The following is an 18,445-nucleotide window of genomic DNA, read 5'->3' as shown; positions in this document are numbered from 1 at the left end:
AAGAACTTATTTGTGTAAATTTATGGATATTTTACAGCTTTAATGACTGAATTTTAACCGTTTATGACATATGTATTTACATATAATTTAATATATCTTACAATAAAACTAGGTTTGTCCTAATGAATCTTTATGGAATAATCCTATAAACCATTAAATAAATTATTATGAAGGGGGGGAATATGTCATGGAAAATACTGAACCTAAAAAATTAGGAGGTGGATTACTTACCATAGTAATTATCAATATGATATTATATATTTTATCCATATGTGGAAGTATAATCATATTAATTACAAGTAATTCTGCCAATGAAGAAGTTAGAAATGCATTAGCTTCAACTAATCCTACTGAAATAACTATAAATTTGATACTATCCATAGTATTAGTGATATCATTAATATTAATATTACTTAAACAATCTATTGGTGTTTATATCTATTTTATTATTACAATTGCTGATATTGCCTATAGTATTTCCTCAAATGGATTTAAACCAATAACTTTAGCATCCTTTATACTACCTGTACTAATGCTTATATTTGTATATCTAAAAAAAGATGTGTTTTGGAATAAAGATATAACAAAATAAAAACAACAAAACTATAGAATGATATGTAAAATTTTTTTAGTTTTATATATCATTCTATAATTTTATTCAAATAAAATTTATTCATATTAGTCTATTTTATATTTACACTAAAAGATCCATTTATTCTTTCTACACTAACCTTTTTAACTACTTCATCAATAATATCTAAAAAATCTCCTTCCAAAATCAAGTCAGCTTTATCCATAACTTCTCTGGCAGATTTTTTAATACTGACATCTTTGCTGTTTTTAAGCATTATAAATACTCCTGGTCTAACGATTTTACGCAAGCTGTTGGATTCACAGATTATAAGAGCATTTTCTGGAATGTTAGATAAAAACGATTTTATCCCATCATAAATATAATTCTTTAGAACCTTAAGCCAAAATACCCTTTCAGCCCCTGAAGACAGCAAAAGAGAGGTATCCTTATTAGAATTTATATTTTTTTCCTCTATTAATTGGAAATTCTCATGAATATTTGTACAAACTCCACAGCCCTGTCCCCCTCTTGGACATTTTCCATCTTTTTTCTCTATAGTTGTAACTTTTAGTGCTATTACAGGGATTTTATCTTTCCATTGATTAATAAAGTTAACTGCAAGAGTTGTTTTTCCGCTATTACGCCCTGAAGATCCTATTAAAAACATTTGAGGAATATGCAGTTTATCTTCCATTAATTTTACTCCTTACAATTTATTGTTTTAATTATAATACAAAAGTAAAAGGTATCAAAGAGCAGCTGCGTACTCTTTGATACCACTTATTTTTTGCAGGTATCTCTTTCAATTATTTTATAATCCAATACTATATGCTCGTCTTCAAGCTCTGATTTATTAATTATTTTTATGAGCATTCTCATACCTACAGATCCCATGTCATACATAGGCTGTTCTACTGTAGTAAGCTTTGGATAATAAATAGAAGAAGCATATATGTTATCAAATCCTACCACATCTACATCTTCTGGTACTTTTATATTATTATCCCTTAAGGTATTAATAACTCCCATAGCTATTTCATCACTGGCACAGAATACTGCATCTATTTTTGTTTTACTCAAAATAGCTTCCATACCATCTCTTCCATCAGCTGCCTTTAATCCGCCAAATTGTACTAGATTTTCATCATATTTTAACCCATTGTCCTCTAAGGCCTTTTTATATCCATTAACTCTAAGACCACTGGCATTTTCTGTAGCTGGATTTACACCTATATATGCAATTTTTTTATTTCCCTTTTTAATAAGAAATTCTGTAGCATCATATCCTGCTTTCTCATTATCTATAGTTACGCTTGGAAATCCATAGTCTTTTCCTCTTGTCTCAACTAATACTGTAGGTAAGGATAAATCTTTTAACATTTTTATGATATCCTCTTGAAGGCAGTTGCTCATATATATAACTCCATCTACCATCTTTTCTCTCAATACTCTCAAGTATTCTATTTCTTTTTCATGATCCATATCTGTATTGCAGAGTATAACATTGTAGTTATAGATGTTAGATACATCTTCTGCACCTCTAACTACTTCAGGATAAAATTGACTAGAAATATCCGGTACAATTATACCTATAGTTCTTGTTCTCTGAGTCTTTAAACTTCTAGCTACAATATTAGGTCTGTAATCAAGCTTCTTTATTGCCTCTCTAACCTTTTTCTTAGTTTCCTCATTTACTACATCTACATCATTTAAAACTCTTGAAACTGTGGCAATAGAAACTCCCGCCTCTTTAGCTACATCTTTTATTGAAGCTGCCATTTAGCACCAACCCCTTACTTTTATTGTTAATTTTGTTATTTTATTATAAAACGTATACAATATAAACGGAATTTTTTGTATAACTAATATCTCATATTTAATAGGTATAATTAATTTATTTTTTCATAATAATCAATATTAATAATATTTTAAAGATAAAGCTATGTTTATTATAAACATAGCTTTATCTAATTATAACTTAATATTTCTAAAAAATCACTATTAATGTAATTTAAATACTTTTTTCTACTGATAGATTTAAAACTTCTCCATTAATATTGTACTCAGAATACTCTCTTTCTGAATTATATATAATATTATTAGCAAGAGTTTCCTTCTTTATGGAATCCTCATATTTTTTAATTACAGCTTCTAATTTATCATTTTTATCTGCATAGATAACTATTTTATCTGCAACCTCAAAGCCGCTTTCTTTTCTCATATTCTGAATCTTACTTAATATTTCTCTTACGTATCCTTCTTCCTGCAATTCTGGAGTTATAGTAGTTTCCAGTACTACACCAAGTTCTCCTTCTCCTGCAAAAGCAAAACCTTCCAATCCCTGCATTGTTACTAGCAGATTACTGCTGTTAAGCTCTATTTCTGTTCCCTGTACTTCTATCTTTACAGTTTCTCCAGAATTTACAGCCTTTGCAAGGCTCATCTGATCTCTTTCAGCTATTGCTTTTCTTATACCTGGTATCAACTTTCCATAAGCCTTTCCAAGTACAGGCAAATTAGGTTTTATTTCAAAATTAACATATTTTGAAAGATCTGCACCAAATACAATTTCTTTTATATTCAATTCATCTTTTATTATATCACCATAATAAGCTGGTATAGCCTTTGTACTCAAAAGCATTTCTCCAAGAGGCTGTCTGTTCTTTATATTAGCTCCATTTCTTGCACTTCTTCCAAGCTTAACAAGTTTGTAAGCTAAGTCCATATCATTTTCTAAATCCTTATCTACAAATTTTTCATTGTATTCAGGCCAATTACATAAGTGAACACTTTCTTTAGCCTTAGGATCTAAAGCTACCACTAAGCTTTGATAAATTTGTTCTGTCATAAATGGTATAAATGGTGCTGCTACCTTGCTTAAATTCACTAGTACATTATAAAGCGTAGTATATGCTCCTATCTTATCTTCTGTAAGTTCTGTAGTCCAGTATCTTGATCTGTTTCTTCTTACATACCAATTTGAAAGTTCATCTACAAAATTTTCAATAGCTAATGCACCTTGAGTTATCTTATAAGTATTTAAATCTTCATCCACTTCTTTAATTAAAGTATTAAGCTTTGATACAATCCATTTGTCCATAACATTTTCAGATACAAAATCCTTATACTCTAAAGGATTAAATTGATCTATTTCAGCATATAGTACATAGAAAGAATATACATTCCAAAGAGTACTCAAGAACTTTCTCTGAGTTTCAGCTACATCTTCTTCTGAAAATCTTGTTGGAAGCCAAGGAGCACTGGAAGTATAAAAATGCCATCTTGCCGCATCTGCCCCTTGATGTTCAAGTACTTCAAAAGGATCTACCACGTTACCCTTATGCTTTGACATCTTTAAGCCGTGCTTATCAAGTACATGGCCTAAAACCACACAATTTTCAAAGGAATTTGTATCAAATATAGCTGTGGATATAGCTAAAAGAGTATAAAACCATCCTCTTGTCTGATCCACTGCTTCTGATATAAATTGAGCAGGAAAATTATCTTCAAATAACTTCTTGTTTTCAAAAGGATAATGATGCTGTGCAAAAGGCATAGAACCAGAATCAAACCAGCAATCAATAACTTCCTGTGTTCTTGTCATTGGCTTTCCGCATACTGAACAAGTTAATTTAACTTCATCTATATATGGCTTATGAAGCTCAATATTTTCCGGTACATTTATACCCTTAGCTTTAAGTTCTTCTATACTTCCTATACATTCTCTATGACCGCATTCACAATCCCAGATTGGAAGAGGTGTCCCCCAATATCTATCACGGCTTATTCCCCAGTCAATAACATTTTCAAGGAATTTACCAAATCTTCCTGTTCTGATGTTATCAGGATACCAGTTAATCTTATTGTTATTTTCAAGAAGTTTATCCCTCAATGAAGTCATTTTTACAAACCAGCTATCCTTTGGATAATAGAGAAGCGGTGTATCACATCTCCAACAGTGAGGATAAGAGTGAGTGAACTTCTCTGATTTATAAAGAGTTCCCTTCTCTTTCATATACTCAAGTATTTTAGGATCAGCTTTTTTAACAAATAATCCTTTCCAAGGCTCAACAGCATCTACAAATTTTCCTTCTAAATCTACTAAGTTTATTAGTGGTAATCCATATTTTTTACCAAGCAGATTATCGTCTTCACCATAGGCTGGTGCTATATGAACTATTCCAGTACCATCAGATAAAGTTACAAAATCTCCATGGACTACATAGAAAGCTTTTTCCTTTGGAGTTTCAAACTTAAATAACTGTTCATATTCCGTTCCTAAAAGTTCTTCACCTTTGAATTCCCTTACTATTTCATATTCCCCTTCAAGCACCTTCAAAAGATCCTTAGCAAGAATTAAATGTTCATCATTATTTATGACTTCCACATAAGTGTAAGCTCTATTTATTGCAAGAGCTACATTACTAGGCAAAGTCCAAGGCGTTGTTGTCCATGCCAGTATATATTTATCTTCATTTTTAACTTTAAATTTTACAAAGGCTGTAGCTTCTTTTACGTCCTTATACCCTTGAGCAACTTCGTGAGAAGATAATGCTGTTCCGCACCTTGGGCAATAAGGTACTATTTTATGACCTTTGTATAAAAGTCCTTTATCCCACATAGTCTTTAATGCCCACCAGACAGATTCTATATAATCATTATGATAAGTTACATAAGGATTATCCATATCCACCCAGAATCCCAGTTTCTCAGACATATCCTTCCAAAGACTCACATAGGAAAAAACACTGTCCTTACATTCCTTAACAAACTTTTCAACTCCATACTCTTCAATCTGAGGCTTACCTGAAATTCCAAGTTTTTTCTCTATTTCAAGTTCTACTGGAAGACCGTGAGTATCCCATCCAGCCTTTCTTAAGACCTTATAGCCCTTCATAACTTTATATCTAGGAATAATATCCTTCATAACTCTAGTTATAACATGACCCACATGTGGTTTTCCATTAGCCGTAGGTGGTCCATCATAAAAAGTAAAATACTCACCATCCTGATTAGATTCAAAACTTTTTTTAATTACTGCTTTCCCATGCCAAAGCTTTAGTACATCTTTTTCCATATCCACAAAAGATTTAGAACCATCCACTTTTTTGTACATAATATAGAACTCCCTTCCAATGACTTTATATGAATTAGTATAAATTACAACTAAATTATATTTAGATTATTAACAACTTTTTAAAATTCTAAAGTATTGCTGATAAAATAAATCCTTATAGAATAAAAAAACTTCATCCGCAATAGGACGAAGTTAATTCGCTATACCACCTAAATAGTAAAATTCAGGTACAATCATACCCTATATTTTAACGTATAACACGGACAGACTTACTTTCAATTTCAGTCCTCAGCTCACAGGTGATTTTCCCTAAGTATCTACTATGGGCTCACAGCAACTCCCACTCTCTTTAAGTATAAAAATTAAGTACTCTTCCTGATCAAAGCCTTTATATCAAATTAACTTTTCAATTATTCCATATTAATAAATTATATTCTACAATAAATATTTTGTCAATTATGAAAACTTTATAACTTTACATAATTATTAAATATGAATATACAATATATAATTGCACTTACTATAATAGGCGAATAAGCTGTTACAGGGTTTATTGAAACACCTTCTGAACTTTCTCTGCTGCTGCCATAAAGATTATCATTTCTACTATCCTCTGAAGCTACACTTCCCATATTGTTTTTCTTAAGCTTTCTTATTATGGCAATTATAATTACAACACTTATAATAGAAGCTATAAATAGAGTAATAAACATGGAATTTCGTAAATTAGGATCAAGAGTTGTTATGTCCGGAGGCTTTACTCCATTTCTTAAAGTTCTCCAGGCTGATATTACGTTGAATCCATTAAATACAAAATGGCATATCATAGAAGAAAAAATAGAACCCGTTGCATTCACCATATATGCCAGTATTATTCCAAGGACAAAGGTATATAGAAATTGAGATGGATTTAGATGAAGTATTCCAAATAGCAGACCAGTTATAACTGCCGCCTTATGAACACCTATTTTCCTATATCCTGATAATACAGCACCTCTCATGGTAATCTCCTCGCATACAGCTGGAGTTAGAGCTACCACTACAATCATAAATCCAAGAGGCAAACTGCTCATCTTACTCAATACATCTCCCACATTATTGTGAAATACCAGGTTTGTTATAAGCCCTAAAAAAGAAGCGATAGGTATTACTAAAAAGCCTATAAGTATCACTAATGATAAATCTCCTATTTTCAGAGGTTTTATCCTAAGAGCTTTTACTGGTGATTGTCTTGTTACTACTAGATAAATTATTACAGGAATTATTAAAAATAGTATCTGTGTTAAAATCAGAACACTACCTAGATTCAAATGTAATGATTTTATAATAGGATTTAATGCATATCCACCACAAATTTGTATCAATACTAAAACGAGAAAAAAAATGTTAACATAAAAAATTTTTTTCATATATAATCTCCCTTGATTTTATGTTTTTATATGTTGAAATTTATATAAACAAAATACTTGGTTTTATGCAAATATAAAATGAATATAGTATTATAATAAATATAAGTAGTTAATTTGGCAAATAATTTTTATTTCTGAAGGAGATGAATTGTATTTTGGAATTAACATGGCTCGGTCACTCCAGTTTTTTAATAAAAGACTCAAAAAACAGATTAATTTTAACTGATCCCTTTAATAATCAAGTTGGCTATGATACATACAAAGGTAATGCTGATTTTGTAACCATAAGCCATTCTCATTTTGATCACAGCTATATTGATGAAATAAAGGGAAACCCTAGTATTATAAAGGAATCTGGCACTTATAATTTTGATAATTTAAATATTATAGGCTTTAATTCCTATCACGACAAACAGCAAGGGGCAGTAAGAGGTAAAAATACCATATTTACATTTGAAGTAGACAGCTATAGACTATGCCACCTTGGGGATATTGGTTATATTTTAAATGACGATGAAATTACTGCCCTTGGACCTATAGATATATTACTGATACCAGTAGGGGGCAACTTTACCATTGATGGTAAGGAAGCTGAAAAACTTTGCCATAAAATCAATAGCAGTATAATTATACCTATGCATTATAAAACCTCAATATTAACTCTTCCTCTGGATGGTGTAGAAAATTTTATCAGAGCTATGAAAAGCGGTGAAAGAATTAACAGTAGTACAATACATTTTCATAAAAAGCTCCAGGGACTTAATGAAGTTAAAATACTTACTATATAAGTAAACTTTAACTATAAAAATAAGGTACATGGATTTAATTTTATATAATCCATATACCTTATAATCCTACTAATAATTATAACACAGAATATCCTTAATTCTATATCAGCAATTAATAGTATAGATTTCCTTTGTATTTAAACTTTTCCTTATATCGATAATTCTTTGATTTGCAGATCCTCGAAATTTTAGTTTTTCATCTTTTTTATTTGTATCAAATTTACCATCTACAAGTACATCTGTATAATTGAGAAGTTTCTCCCAGCCTTTGTTTTCACTAATTTTACTTAATATTTCTTCAAAAGTATATCCAGTGTATATCCAAACACTCTTTCCCTTTTCTCTTACCTTCTTAGCAATATAGGAAAACTTTTCTGCTTGTTCTAGGGGATCTCCTCCGCTAAAGGTTACACCTTTAATCATAGGATTACTTACTATATCTACTATAATTTCATCCATATCCATAAGCTCTCCTCCAGTAAAGGAATGAGTATGAGGGTTAAAACAATTTTTGCATTTATGTCTGCATCCCTGTGAAAAAAGAACTCTTCTAAGTCCTGGGCCATTACTGAGGCTCTCATAAATCATTCCTGCCAACCTAATTTTTCTATCCTCCATAAAACTCTCACCTTCTACATATATCAATTAATCTTACTTAATTAGAACATATACTATAACTGAGTTTGTTTTTAGGCATCTGAAAATAAATAACAAGTCAAAGGTGCGACGAATATTTTGAATCCAACAAGGAAACAGGTTCTGATGATAGTTGGACTATCAGAGGGTTCTGTTGACGCAGTAGGATTTAAAATAGGCTAGCATACTGACTTAGTTATTTTTTGAAGATGCCTTATTCAGCTTCAAAAATTATTGCATATAAAGTTATTTATTTAACAAATCCTATAAAATAAACTCTAAATATTATAAACGTAGCTTCCATTTTCTTGAGAAACTCTATCTGCTCTTTCCTCGTATTTACCTTTTCCGAATCTTTCATCAAGACTTAGATAACCGGTAACTCTTGATACTCCCTGTATATCATGACTCCCACATGCTGTGCACTGCTGCTCTCCATTGTAGAGATAAGTCCCACATTTCTTACAATATCTTATGTGAAAATTAATTCCCATATAACTTATATTTGTGTTTTTATAGGCATAATCTATTATATCCTTAATAGTATCCCCATCTGGGTAATTATCAAGCTCTATATAACTTATATGTCCTCCATTGCACAATTCATGATAAGGAGCTTCTATATCTATTTTATCTTTTATGGATATATTATAACCTACAGGAATGTGATAACTGTTTGTATAATAATCTTTATCTGTAACTCTCGGTATCACACCAAATACTTTTCTATCCTTTGGTATAAATTTACCACTCAATCCCTCTGCTGGAGTAGCATAACAGCTCCAGTTAAGCTTTGTTTCCTTGGTCAATTTGTCTGTATAATCTCTTATGTACTTTATAATTTTCACACCAAGTTCTCTTGATTTTTCATCTTCACCATGATGTTTACCAGTTAAAGCTATTAAAGTTTCTGCAAGACCTATAAAACCAATTCCCCAAGTACCCTGCTTAAGTACAGGTTCAATGGAATCCTCTGGAGATAAATTTTCTGATCCCTTCATTAATCCCTGCCCCACAACAAAAGGCAGATCCTTTGTTCTTAAATGCTTAAGTACATTATATCTCTCAATAAGGCTGTCTTTTGCAAGTTCTAGTCTAATATCCAGTGCAGAGAAAAATTTATCTATATTTCCTTTAGCTATTATACCTATCCTAGGTAAGTTTATAGTTGTTGGTGCTATATTTCCTCTACCCTTTGTTCCTGGTTCTCCATTTATATTGGAGCATACATAGGTTCTACAACCCATAGTTGCAGGTACAACCCCCATATCATAATATTTTTTGTTAAAAGTAGCATCAATATTCATAAAAGTTGGATTCATTCTCTTAGCTGCCACATCACAAGCCAGTTTATATAGATAATAATATGGGTCTCCTGGTTCCCTATTAACTCCAGCCTTAACCCTAAATATTATATTTGGAAAAATGGGCTGCTCGCCTCTTCCAAGACCTTTTTTATACTCTTTTAAAAACACTTCGCATACTAAAGCCGCATCCTTATTATTTGGAATACCCAGATTTATTGATGAAAAAGGTACTTGTGAGCCCGCTCTGCTGTGCATAGTATTTAAATTGTAAACGATCCCCTGCATAGCTTGTTCCACAGATTTTAGAACCTTCTTTTCACATATATCTTCTATTTTATTTTCATCTATTCCAAATTCTATAAGTTCCTTTTTGATTTCCTGCCTTGTCAATTCTACAAACTCACCCATATCATTATCAAAATCTGGATGAGACTGCCCTCCAAACATATCATTTTGAGTGGATTGAAGTAAAATACAGGAAAGTTCCGCTGCTGATTCTATTCTCTTTGGAGACCTTATATTACCATATCCCGTATTAAATCCTTTAGTCAAAACTTCCTTTGTAGGTATATGCAAACAGTTTACAGTTAAATTGTAACTATCCAAATCATGATAGTATACATCTCCGTTCTCGTGAGCCTTTGCAAGCCTCTTTGGCATCTTTGCAAGGTTATGCCACTTATTTGACTCACTGGCTATTCTAAGCAGCTTTGAACTAAAATTGTTTCCCACATTGGCATTATCACGATCTGTTTCTACACCTATCTGTGCTATAGCCTTCATTAAATCAGATTTTATATCTCTAACCTTTGTACGCTCTCTTCTATAATTAGAATAGGCATTTCCTATCTTATTATATCCTCTATGTAAAAGAGTGTCCTGCACCATATTTTGAATTTCTTCTACGGTAACCCTCTCTAAACTCTTCTCTTCAAGATTTTTTATAATATCCTGAGTAAGCTCCAAAACCTCACTTACTTTAATACTAAATCCGATCTCTTCCGCCGCTCTCTCTATGGCATTGCTGATCTTTATAGAATTAAACTCAACCTCTCTACCATCACGTTTTACTACATGTAGCATATCTCAATCCTCCCGAACACAATATCTTGTACTCACATATTATACAGTAGTAAAATTTTTATGGCAATTTGGCAATTTACCCTATTGGTATAAAAATGCTTTTTACACCAATCTAGCTTCAAAATCTTCGTTTTTTTATAGCAATCTGACTGTTGATATTTATCAATATTGCTGAATAGAGTGAATAATGCTAGCATAATTTAATGTAAATCTGTTATTTACCTATACATCATAGAAATAAAATTTACAGTATAATATATCCCTTAAATAATGGGTGTTTTTAATTTATACATTTCATGACCTAAAAATGACTTTTCATGGTCTATCTATTGAATTTTTATAAAAATTATAGTAGTATGCCAAAAATATATACCAAGTAGTATAGAAAATTATATTTATGAATCCTAGTGAGGCTTATCTGAATATCTTTCTATACCAAGTAAATACTTTATCTTTTTAGGAAGCATCTTTAATGGCAGTACAATAATACAAATAAATCCAATTAAAGCAGTTATTCTTACAATCCAATTCGTAAATACATTTTCTTTTAAGTAATAAGATATTATAGAACTTAAACATTCAAGAACTATGCCGCATAAAAATATGTAAAAATAATTAATCTTGTTTTTATTAGATAAATTTTTTTGCAAATCTACATCCTCCTTTATTAAATCATCTAAAGAAATATTATAAATATCCGAAAGTTTTACAAGATTCAAAATATCAGGATAACTTTTCCCTAACTCCCACTTGAAAACAGCTTGATTTGTAACATTAAGTTTTCTAGCTAATTGCTGTTGAGACATTTTATTTATTTTTCTTAATTCTCTTAATTTATCAGATAATTTCATATAAACACCTCTCGTATTTCACCTCTAACTTAATATAAATAATAAAACATATTTAATAATATTTCACTAAATTATTGATTGATTAACCTCAACTATCGGTTGAATTTTAAATTATACAATAAATTCTTCAAAAATTGATTTTAAATCTAAAGACTGTATCACAATACATGCATATTATGATACAGCCTCTTTAATAAACACATATGTTTATTAATTAGAATATAAAAAACTTATGATTTTGATATAAAATAATTTCATAAAATTTGTACATTTCACGACCTAAAAATGACTTTTCGTGACCTATCTATTGACTTTTTACAATTATAGCAACACATTTTTTTCTTTAAGTGTATTTAGATTTTTTATCATTTACTTATTCTGTCAGCTATACAGGAAGCTGCATAAGAGTAAGGCTTAATCTGATATTTATATCCCACTCCTGTAATCCATCCAGCAATTTCTTTAATTAATTCATAGGTTTTTCCATTTTTATTAGTACCAATATCCACGTGAATTTCGATATCCTCTTTGATATGTGCTCTTTTAAAGCTTTTAGAAAGTTTGGAGGCTAACTCTAGACTTAGTGCAGTTTCGTAATATATTTTCTGTCTTACATTTGTTATCTTTGGGACATACTTTATTTCATAAAAGAAAATGCCCCCTCTTCCCACTCTGTGAATTGCAACAACAACTACTACTTTAGTTATATTTTTATTTTGCGAATCTGTTCCGATAGTGATTTTATAGTTATAATTTTTGTCACTTAATATGAAGCCTTTTATGCAATTTACCATTTCATTAACGGAAACATTACCAAAGGTCTTGCTATACATGACTGCAACCTCCTGATTATATTGTTTTAGTTAAGGCACATTCAAATAAATAACTAATCAGTATTCTAACCTATTTACTTTCATATGCCTAAGAACAAATTTTTCATATTTATCTGTAACAAACTATGAAAATACATCCCTTTAATAAATATAATATGGATAATTACTAAATTGGTTTTAATTGATACTAATACTAAATCGCTAAAACAGTTTCTGCTATATCATATATTAATTTTATTCTATATGTATATATTACGCCTTTTAGATGATATTTACACCTTAATATTTTCCTTTAAATAAGTATATTGAATATTAATTCTGTGGATTTTGAGAGTATGCTCTTGTAATATATTTTGTCTATATATTCATGCCATTCAGTATGTCTTTAAGTTTTTTCAATTCTTCCAAAGTCAACGTAATACCTTTGCCCATTTTTTCATGCTCAGGAGACCAATCTCTAAGATCATATTTGGGCTCTTTTCCATTCCAGCTTATTATATTTAATTCTTTTTTCCACGACTTAGGTGATTCTGATACAACACCGATATTCTCTTTAATTTCATATTTAATCTCTGCCATTATAATTTCTCCTTTTACCTGAAAGGTTTATTTTATTGATCAAATTATAACATATACAGATAACTTTATAAATTTGTTGATGTTTTTATAGAAATAATTTCTTGTATATCTATTTAATTTTATAAATAGATTTATATGAAAATTTAATTATTAGACATATTGTCAAACTGCAATTTTTTCATCTTATAATTAAAAATAATATATAGTATTACTCCCATTATACAAGTAATAATCTCAGTAACAGTCATAGACCAGATAACACCATAAAAACCAAATAAATTATGCAATATAATTATTACCGGAATATATAAAACACCTTGTGTAACAGACATAATTGTAGAAGGAATCCCCTGCCCTGAAGCTTGAAAAACGCCTGTAAACAATGCAGTAAATCCATTAAATAGTGCGGAAATAAGCATAGCAAACATAATTTGTTTCCCAACATTTAATACGGAAGGATCATTAGAAAATAGATGAATTACTGGATCTCTAAAAATATAGACTAAACAAACAAAAACACCTGACAATAGAGTAACCCCTAAAGCTGATAACTTAATACCTTCTTTTAACCTTTTAAAGTTTTTATTAGAAAAATTATATGCGATTAAAGGAATAATTCCAAGAGATAAACCCATTGAAAGAAATTCTGGTACCTGCACAATTCTTAAAGCTATACCAAAGCCAGCCACTACATTGTCTCCATATCTGATTGAAAAATTATTTAAAAGAAGAGTTGTAATAATAAGAAAAATTGTCAACAGCAATTCTGAAACTCCTATTTTATATATTTCTATCTTATCCTTAAGAGAAATACTAAAATGCTTCATAAATCCTCTCAAGTGTTCACTTTTTCTCTGTAGATAGTATAAATAGTAGATAGATGAACCTATATTGGCCAGAATCATTGCTAATGCTACTCCTACCACGTTAAATTTCAAAACTAGTATAAATATAGGATCAAAAACAAGGCTTAAAGCCGTACTTACAAACATTCCATACATAGATTCCTTAGAAGCTCCTTCTGATCGAACAATTTGTTCAAGAGCAAAATTAAGTACAATTGAAAATCCACCAAAAAACATAGCTAAAGAATATTTTTTTGTATAACTAATAATACTGAAAGTATCTGCTCCCATAATCTTAACAATAGAAGTAAGTGTAAATGAAGCAATTATTGCAATTAAAATTGATACTATAATACTTATATAGAAGGTATACCCTGCTACTTTTTTTGCTTTTTTTATTTCTTTTTGTGCTACAAGACGTGTTATAAAAGTTCCACCTCCTGCTCCAAACATATTTCCAAAAGCCATTAATATAGTAAAAATTGGCAAACCTAATGTAACAGCAGTTAACATTTCTGTATTGTGTAATAATCCAATAAAAAACACATTAATAACATTGTATACTGTTTCCACAGACATTCCAATCATCATTGGAATTGATAGATGAATAATTGATTTTGTAATTGGAGCACTTTTTAAATAGTGTTCATTTGTAGCTGTTTGTTCCATATCCCTCTCCCCTTCACGACTCTTATTGTTAGATTTCATACTGTTAAGCTTCTAACTATATAGGTATAATTAAGTATAATCCAGTGAATAAAAATTTATAAATTTTTATTCACTTTCACTAACAGAGATAGTAGATGACCCTGTTCTTCTTTGTTTAAATCTACAACAATACTTTTTTCAACCTCAGTAAATATCTTGTAAAATTCTTCTACCAACGCTGCACCTTTTGGCAATACATAGATATTTTTCTGCCTTTCATTGTTCTTAGGAATCCTTCGTTCAATATATCCTTTTTTCTCTAATCCTTGAAGCATACTGGTAATACTTGCTCCTCTACGCTGAAAGGCATCTGCAAGATCCTTTTGAATTATTCCCTCATCCTGATGTTCATATATATATCCTATCATGCGCCCCTGTTGGGAATTTAATCCTAATTCATTTATCCTTTCATCAGCCTTTAATTTTATTTTTATGGAAATACTTCTTATTAAGTCTGAATAAGGACTTTCAAAGGAAAAATTAGACTTATTCATCATACTACCTCCTATACATAATAAATTAGAAATCTAACTATATCAAAGTATAATAGTTAGATTTCTAATTGTCAACAATTATTTTTATTATAAATATAACAATCTATATATTTGAATTAAAAATACATGTCAAATCAATACAATTATAATGGTGTTAATATAATAAAACAGAGGTAAAGACTCACCAAATAAGGCCTTACCTCTATCTCTTAACTTGAAAAATCTAACTAAACACATTATTTAAAGCAACTTATACTACATTTCCTTTATCTTTTCTTCCAATATATCCCTAGCCATCTTAGGATTTGCTTTACCCTTACTCTGCTTCATAACTTGACCTACCAAATATCCTACAGCTTGAGTTTTTCCAGCCTTATAGTCACTTACTGACTGTGGATTTGCCTGCAGTACTGCTATAGCTATTTCTAAAATAGCATTACTGTCGCTTATCTGTGATAATCCCTTTTCCTTTACAATGTCTTCAGGATGTTTTCCTGTTTTAAACATATCCTCAAAGACGCTCTTTGCAGAGGTTACACTTAGCTTCTTATCTGCAACCATCTTTAAAAGGAATGCCATATCCTCTTTTTTTACAGGAATATCTTTAAATTCAATTTCCTGTTCCTTTATAAGTCTGAGCATATCTGAAAGCATCCAGTTTGATACGCTTTTTGCGTCGGCACCTAGTTTAACAACATCCTCATAATATTCTGCGAAATGTTTATCAGAAACTAGAATATTTACTTCTTTTTCCGAAAGTCCATATTGCTTGATGAATCTCTCTCTTCTTTCTTCTGGAAGCTCCGGCATATCTTCTTTAACTTTTTCAATTATCTCATCTTTAATTACTATAGGTATTATATCTGGTTCTGGAAAATATCTGTAATCATTAGCATCTTCCTTGCTTCTCATAGTTACAGTTTTTCCCTTTCCAGCATCCCATCTTCTTGTTTCCTGAACTATTCTGAAAGCTTCTCCAAAGTCATAAAGCTCTTTTTGACGTTTTTCTTCTTTTTCCAGTGCTTTTTGAAGCTCTCTGAAGGAGTTTATGTTCTTTATTTCTACTTTAGTATTATACTCTTCTCTACCAACCTCTCTAAGGGATATGTTGGCATCACATCTTAGAGAACCCTGTTCCATTCTACAATCGGAAATACCACCATACTCAAGAATAGCCTTTAGCGTTCTAAGGAATGTTACTGCCTCCTCTGGTGAACGCATATCTGGCTCTGTAACTATTTCTATAAGAGGAACTCCCACACGATTGTAATCTATAAGTGAGTATGGTTCATACTCTAAATGCACAAGTTTTCCTGCATCCTCTTCTATGTGTATTCTGTTTAACCTTACAGTTCTTTCTCCCTTTTCAGTTTCAATGTCTACGTGACCAGGTCCGCATATAGGTATATCAAGCTGAGATATCTGATATGCCTTAGGGAGATCTGGATAAAAATAATTCTTTCTATCCATTTTATTTAATTTATTTATTTTACAATTTAATGCTGTTCCAGCCTTTACAGCTAGTTTAACTACTTCTTCATTTAGAACAGGTAATGTTCCTGGAAGTCCCATGCATACAGGACATGTATTTTCATTAGGCTTTGCACCAAACTTAGTGGAACAATTACAGAATATCTTAGTTTTAGTGTTAAGCTCTGCATGTATTTCTAATCCTATTATAGTTTCATAACTCATAATAATGCAGCAGCAAAGCTGCCTGCCCCCTTTCCATTTCTAACTCATTATTCCTTAACTATTATTCGTAATTTGAACTTTATTATCTGAATTTTTATCTTTTATTTACAAGCTGAAATCCATCATTTTTTAAAGCTTCTTCAAGAGCAAAGGCAGCTTTAAATATCTTCTTTTCACCAAAGTGAGGTCCAAGAAGCTGTACTCCTATAGGAAGACCTTCCCTGCTCTGTCCACAAGGCATAGAAATTCCCGGTATACCTGCAAGATTTATATTTACAGTGTATATATCTGCAAGATACATCTCTAGAGGATTATCCTTCTTTTCGCCGCATTTAAAAGGAAGTACCGGTGATACAGGACTCACTATAATATCATATTTAGAAAATACTTCTTCAAACTGCTCTTTAACCTTTTTCTTAAGCTTCAAGGCTCTTTTATAGTAAGCATCATAATATCCTGAAGATAGTGCATAATTTCCAAGCATTATTCTTCTCTTAACTTCTTCCCCAAAACCTTCATTTCTGCTCTTCTCCATTAAATCATATACATCTTCATAGTCCTCTGCTCTATGACCATATCTAATACCGTCAAATCTGGATAGATTTGAACTGGCTTCTGCTGAAGATATTATGTAGTAAGCTGAAAGACCTTCCTTTGTAATAGGCAATGATATTTCCTCTACTTCAGCACCTAGTGCTTTAAGCTTTTCAATAGAATTTACTACAGATTCTTTTATCTGTTCATCTAAACCTTCACCTAAGAATTCTTTTGGTACTCCTACCTTTAATCCTTTTACTCCATCTTCAATTCCATTTAAATAATCCGTATCCTGAATTTTCTTAGAACTTGTATTGTCTAGTGAATCTGTTCCCGCTATAACTTCAAGAGTAAGGGCACAATCCCTGATATTCTTTGAAAAAGGTCCTATCTGATCCAGCGAAGATCCAAAAGCTATAAGACCAAATCTTGATACAAGACCATAAGTAGGTTTTAATCCTACCACTCCGCAAAAGGCTGCCGGCTGTCTTATAGATCCGCCAGTATCAGAGCCTAGAGAAACTGGTGCAAGCTCTGCTCCTACTGCAGCGGCTGAACCACCGGAGGATCCTCCTGGTACTCTCTCTAAATCATAGGGATTTTTAGTAGTCTTAAATGCAGAATTTTCTGTAGAAGAACCCATAGCAAATTCATCCATATTAGTTTTTCCTATTATTACTGCATCCTCTTCTCTTAACTTATTTATAACCGTTGCATCATAAGGTGGTATAAAATCCTCCAGCATCTTTGAAGCACAAGTTGTCTTTATCCCATCCGTACATATATTATCCTTTATTGCAATAGGAACTCCTGCAAGTTTACCTACTTTTTCACCCTTTGCTATCCTTTCATCTATGCTCTTAGCTTCTTTAATAGCATCTTCTTCGCAAAGTGTCAAATATGAATTTACATCTCCATCTATTTTTTTTATTCTATCAAAATAGAATTTAACTACTTCTTCTGATGTAAAAACTTTTTCTCTTATACCGTCTCTTAATTGTTCCACGGACATCTTTTCTATTTCCAAAG

At 31.0% G+C, this 18,445-nt stretch carries 15 protein-coding genes and 1 other annotated feature; of the genes, 2 read left to right on the top strand and 13 right to left on the bottom strand.

Features of this window, described 5'->3' with window-relative positions; genetic code table 11:
* Nucleotides 1-187: 187 nt before the first annotated feature.
* Complete coding sequence (locus CLPA_RS00965; RefSeq protein WP_003440514.1) at nt 188-592, top strand: hypothetical protein; 405 nt, start codon at nt 188-190, stop codon at nt 590-592.
* A 91-nt stretch (nt 593-683) separates the two neighbouring features.
* Here the strand turns inward: CLPA_RS00965 and CLPA_RS00960 are convergent, their stop codons facing one another.
* The 4 genes from CLPA_RS00960 to CLPA_RS00945 all read right to left on the bottom strand — a co-directional run bounded on the left by CLPA_RS00960 (nt 684) and on the right by CLPA_RS00945 (nt 7,060).
* Nucleotides 684-1,268, bottom strand: coding sequence for a hypothetical protein (locus CLPA_RS00960; protein WP_003440511.1), 585 nt, complete (start codon nt 1,266-1,268; stop codon nt 684-686).
* Between the two features lie 86 nt (nt 1,269-1,354).
* Nucleotides 1,355-2,353: a LacI family DNA-binding transcriptional regulator gene (locus CLPA_RS00955; protein ID WP_003440509.1), complete on the bottom strand. Its 999-nt coding sequence runs from the start codon at nt 2,351-2,353 to the stop codon at nt 1,355-1,357.
* Between the two features lie 232 nt (nt 2,354-2,585).
* The gene (gene ileS, locus CLPA_RS00950) at nt 2,586-5,690 is read right to left on the bottom strand and encodes an isoleucine--tRNA ligase (RefSeq protein WP_003440507.1); all 3,105 of its coding nucleotides are present in this window, start codon (nt 5,688-5,690) and stop codon (nt 2,586-2,588) included.
* A gap of 140 nt (nt 5,691-5,830) precedes the next feature.
* Nucleotides 5,831-6,043: a binding site (T-box leader), on the bottom strand.
* Nucleotides 6,044-6,118: 75 nt separating this feature from the next.
* A complete protein-coding gene (locus tag CLPA_RS00945; protein ID WP_003440504.1) occupies nt 6,119-7,060 on the bottom strand; it encodes a CPBP family intramembrane glutamic endopeptidase in 942 nt (313 codons plus the stop codon).
* Between the two features lie 155 nt (nt 7,061-7,215).
* Here CLPA_RS00945 and CLPA_RS00940 point away from each other — a divergent pair, with 155 nt between their 5' ends.
* Complete coding sequence (locus tag CLPA_RS00940) at nt 7,216-7,848, top strand: MBL fold metallo-hydrolase (RefSeq protein WP_003440500.1); 633 nt, start codon at nt 7,216-7,218, stop codon at nt 7,846-7,848.
* Between the two features lie 105 nt (nt 7,849-7,953).
* Here the strand turns inward: CLPA_RS00940 and nrdG are convergent, their stop codons facing one another.
* The 9 genes from nrdG to gatA all read right to left on the bottom strand — a co-directional run bounded on the left by nrdG (nt 7,954) and on the right by gatA (nt 18,443).
* Nucleotides 7,954-8,466, bottom strand: a complete 513-nt coding sequence (nrdG, locus tag CLPA_RS00935) for an anaerobic ribonucleoside-triphosphate reductase activating protein (protein WP_003440498.1) — start codon at nt 8,464-8,466, stop codon at nt 7,954-7,956.
* 296 nt (nt 8,467-8,762) lie between these two features.
* On the bottom strand, nt 8,763-10,874 hold the full coding sequence (gene nrdD / locus CLPA_RS00930) for an anaerobic ribonucleoside-triphosphate reductase (protein WP_003440496.1): 2,112 nt from the start codon (nt 10,872-10,874) through the stop codon (nt 8,763-8,765).
* A 404-nt stretch (nt 10,875-11,278) separates the two neighbouring features.
* Entirely contained in the window at nt 11,279-11,725 is a 447-nt protein-coding gene (locus CLPA_RS20215) for a helix-turn-helix domain-containing protein (protein WP_003440493.1), read from the bottom strand.
* 365 nt (nt 11,726-12,090) lie between these two features.
* Nucleotides 12,091-12,558, bottom strand: a complete 468-nt coding sequence (locus CLPA_RS00920) for a ribonuclease H-like YkuK family protein (protein WP_003440490.1) — start codon at nt 12,556-12,558, stop codon at nt 12,091-12,093.
* A 357-nt stretch (nt 12,559-12,915) separates the two neighbouring features.
* Nucleotides 12,916-13,137 (bottom strand): YdbC family protein, encoded by a 222-nt coding sequence (locus tag CLPA_RS00915; RefSeq protein ID WP_003440487.1) that lies wholly within the window; start codon nt 13,135-13,137, stop codon nt 12,916-12,918.
* Between the two features lie 143 nt (nt 13,138-13,280).
* On the bottom strand, nt 13,281-14,651 hold the full coding sequence (locus CLPA_RS00910) for an MATE family efflux transporter (protein ID WP_003440484.1): 1,371 nt from the start codon (nt 14,649-14,651) through the stop codon (nt 13,281-13,283).
* 95 nt (nt 14,652-14,746) lie between these two features.
* Entirely contained in the window at nt 14,747-15,184 is a 438-nt protein-coding gene (locus CLPA_RS00905) for a MarR family winged helix-turn-helix transcriptional regulator (protein ID WP_003440480.1), read from the bottom strand.
* Between the two features lie 255 nt (nt 15,185-15,439).
* The gene (gene gatB / locus CLPA_RS00900) at nt 15,440-16,879 is read right to left on the bottom strand and encodes an Asp-tRNA(Asn)/Glu-tRNA(Gln) amidotransferase subunit GatB (RefSeq protein WP_003440478.1); all 1,440 of its coding nucleotides are present in this window, start codon (nt 16,877-16,879) and stop codon (nt 15,440-15,442) included.
* A 94-nt stretch (nt 16,880-16,973) separates the two neighbouring features.
* On the bottom strand, nt 16,974-18,443 hold the full coding sequence (gene gatA / locus CLPA_RS00895; RefSeq protein WP_003440475.1) for an Asp-tRNA(Asn)/Glu-tRNA(Gln) amidotransferase subunit GatA: 1,470 nt from the start codon (nt 18,441-18,443) through the stop codon (nt 16,974-16,976).
* Nucleotides 18,444-18,445: the final 2 nt, after the last annotated feature.

Source organism: Clostridium pasteurianum DSM 525 = ATCC 6013 (assembly GCF_000807255.1).
Lineage (GTDB): Bacteria > Bacillota > Clostridia > Clostridiales > Clostridiaceae > Clostridium_I > Clostridium_I pasteurianum.
Note: the sequence above shows the minus strand (reverse complement) of the source record. Positions and strands in the feature narration are given on the sequence as shown.

What these genes read in the sequence shown, in the direction of transcription:
- CLPA_RS00910 (WP_003440484.1), bottom strand. Translation starts at nt 14,651, where the DNA reads ATGGAACAAACAGCTACAAATGAACACTATTTAAAAAGTGCTCCAATT.
- CLPA_RS00955 (WP_003440509.1), bottom strand. Translation starts at nt 2,353, where the DNA reads ATGGCAGCTTCAATAAAAGATGTAGCTAAAGAGGCGGGAGTTTCTATT.
- CLPA_RS00920 (WP_003440490.1), bottom strand. Translation starts at nt 12,558, where the DNA reads ATGTATAGCAAGACCTTTGGTAATGTTTCCGTTAATGAAATGGTAAAT.
- CLPA_RS20215 (WP_003440493.1), bottom strand. Translation starts at nt 11,725, where the DNA reads ATGAAATTATCTGATAAATTAAGAGAATTAAGAAAAATAAATAAAATG.
- ileS (WP_003440507.1), bottom strand. Translation starts at nt 5,690, where the DNA reads ATGTACAAAAAAGTGGATGGTTCTAAATCTTTTGTGGATATGGAAAAA.
- CLPA_RS00965 (WP_003440514.1), top strand. Translation starts at nt 188, where the DNA reads ATGGAAAATACTGAACCTAAAAAATTAGGAGGTGGATTACTTACCATA.
- gatB (WP_003440478.1), bottom strand. Translation starts at nt 16,879, where the DNA reads ATGAGTTATGAAACTATAATAGGATTAGAAATACATGCAGAGCTTAAC.
- CLPA_RS00905 (WP_003440480.1), bottom strand. Translation starts at nt 15,184, where the DNA reads ATGAATAAGTCTAATTTTTCCTTTGAAAGTCCTTATTCAGACTTAATA.
- CLPA_RS00960 (WP_003440511.1), bottom strand. Translation starts at nt 1,268, where the DNA reads ATGGAAGATAAACTGCATATTCCTCAAATGTTTTTAATAGGATCTTCA.
- nrdD (WP_003440496.1), bottom strand. Translation starts at nt 10,874, where the DNA reads ATGCTACATGTAGTAAAACGTGATGGTAGAGAGGTTGAGTTTAATTCT.
- CLPA_RS00945 (WP_003440504.1), bottom strand. Translation starts at nt 7,060, where the DNA reads ATGAAAAAAATTTTTTATGTTAACATTTTTTTTCTCGTTTTAGTATTG.
- CLPA_RS00915 (WP_003440487.1), bottom strand. Translation starts at nt 13,137, where the DNA reads ATGGCAGAGATTAAATATGAAATTAAAGAGAATATCGGTGTTGTATCA.
- nrdG (WP_003440498.1), bottom strand. Translation starts at nt 8,466, where the DNA reads ATGGAGGATAGAAAAATTAGGTTGGCAGGAATGATTTATGAGAGCCTC.